This window comes from Amycolatopsis rhizosphaerae, from assembly GCF_007713715.1.
Taxonomy (GTDB): Bacteria; Actinomycetota; Actinomycetes; order Mycobacteriales; family Pseudonocardiaceae; genus Amycolatopsis_E; species Amycolatopsis_E rhizosphaerae.
The window spans coordinates 1-1648 of the sequence record NZ_VJWX01000807.1; the positions used below are offsets into that span (position 1 = coordinate 1).

General features: G+C 68.1%; 3 protein-coding genes. All 3 read right to left on the bottom strand.

Annotation, left to right across the window (positions count from 1 at the left end):
- Positions 1-182: 182 nt before the first annotated feature.
- On the bottom strand, positions 183-605 hold the full coding sequence (locus FNH05_RS37020) for a roadblock/LC7 domain-containing protein (protein ID WP_144593482.1): 423 nt from the start codon (positions 603-605) through the stop codon (positions 183-185).
- 131 nt (positions 606-736) lie between these two features.
- Positions 737-1345, bottom strand: coding sequence for a GTP-binding protein (locus FNH05_RS37025; protein ID WP_144593483.1), 609 nt, complete (start codon positions 1343-1345; stop codon positions 737-739).
- Positions 1326-1648, bottom strand: a 323-nt coding sequence (locus FNH05_RS37030; protein ID WP_144593484.1) for a DUF742 domain-containing protein, incomplete at its 5' end; no start/stop codon positions are given. The genes FNH05_RS37030 and FNH05_RS37025, both read right to left, overlap by 20 nt.

Genomic DNA, 1648 nt, shown 5'->3' on the forward strand with positions numbered 1-1648 from the left:
GGGGTAACCGGGGCGGGAGAGCGCTTCACCGACGGCAACGAGCGCACCCGCAACAGCACCGCGGACCGGTCCAGGGTGAACCGTGCGGGCGAATCCAGTGCCTCACGGTCCGTTCCCTGGTGAAGGGCTTCCCAGGCGTCGATGTCCGGGCCCTCGGCCCGGTTCGGTAATCCACTCATCGGCTATCCGCGCACACCGCCGTGGAGCCGCCTGCGCAGCTCCGGAGTCATCTGCTGTCCGACCCGATCCACGAGCAGGGTCATTTCGTAGGCCACCGTGCCGATGTCGGCGCCGGGCGCCGCCAGCACCGCGAGGGAGGAACCATCGCTGATGGACATCAGGAACAGGTACCCGCGCGCCATCTCCACCACGGTCTGGTTCACCGCGCCCGCCTCGAAACAGCGAGCGGCGCCGACCGTGAGGCTCACCAGCCCGGAGGCCACCGCGGCCAACTGGTCCGCCCGGTCCTTCGGGAGTCCGGCGGAACCGGCGAGCAGCAGGCCGTCGGCCGAGACCACCACGGCGTGCGCCGCGCCGGGCACCCGGCGGACGAAGTCGGTGATGAGCCAGCCGAAGCCGCCCGGCTGGTCAGCCGGTGCCGTCACACCTACCTCCCCTGCCGCTCCCGTGGTGATCCGGATTATTCCATGACAGCGTATTCCTCAGCGGCGCCTTGTCGACCGCCTTTGGTCGGTGATCGTCAACTTCACCCCAACGGCCGCACGTCGCTTCGCGCTCAGCCCGGCTGAAGAGCGATGTCCCGTGAGATGGCGTGCTCGACGACCGCGACCAGCACCTGCTTGGCGGATTCCCGCTCACGCGCGTCACAGGCGATGATCGGCACCGAGGCGTCGATGGTCAGCGCGTGCCGCACGTCTTCGATCTGGTGGTGCAGCAACCGGTCGAAGCAGTTGATCGCGATGATGTAGGGCAGCCCGCGGTTCTCGAAGAAGTCGATCGAGGGGAAGGCGTCGGCAAGACGGCGGGTGTCCACCAGCACCACCGCGCCGATCGCGCCGAGCGCGAGGTCGTCCCACATGAACCAGAACCGGTGCTGGCCCGGCGTGCCGAACACGTACAGCACGAGGTCGGAGTCCAGCGAGATCCGGCCGAAGTCCATGGCCACCGTGGTGGTGACCTTGTCCGGGGTGGCGCTGACGTCGTCGACGGACAGGCTCGCCTCGGTCATCTGCGCTTCCGTGGTCAGCGGGTCGATCTCGGACACCGCGGTGACCAGGGTTGTCTTGCCCACACCGAATCCGCCGGCGACCACGATCTTGGCCGACTGGGTCGGTCCACTGGCCACCGGCAAGTTCGCGTCGGAGTCAAATTCTCCGAAGCCCACTGAGCACCCTCTCCATGAATTCGATACTGGGACGATCGCCGACCGCGGTGGCCGCGCCGTGCACGAGCACGAGCCCGAGACCGGCGATGTCACCGATCAGCACTCGCACCACGCCGAGGGGCAATCTTAGGTAGGCGGCCACCTCCGCCACCGAGCGAGTGTCCAGACACAGGCCGCAGATCGACCGGTGCTCGGGCACGGTGAGGCGATCCAGCTCCCGGCCGCGCTCGCTGGTGGAAATCAGCGCTTCGATGGCGAGGTCGTACTTCGGCTTCGTCCGGCCTCCGGTGCGGAAGTACGGCC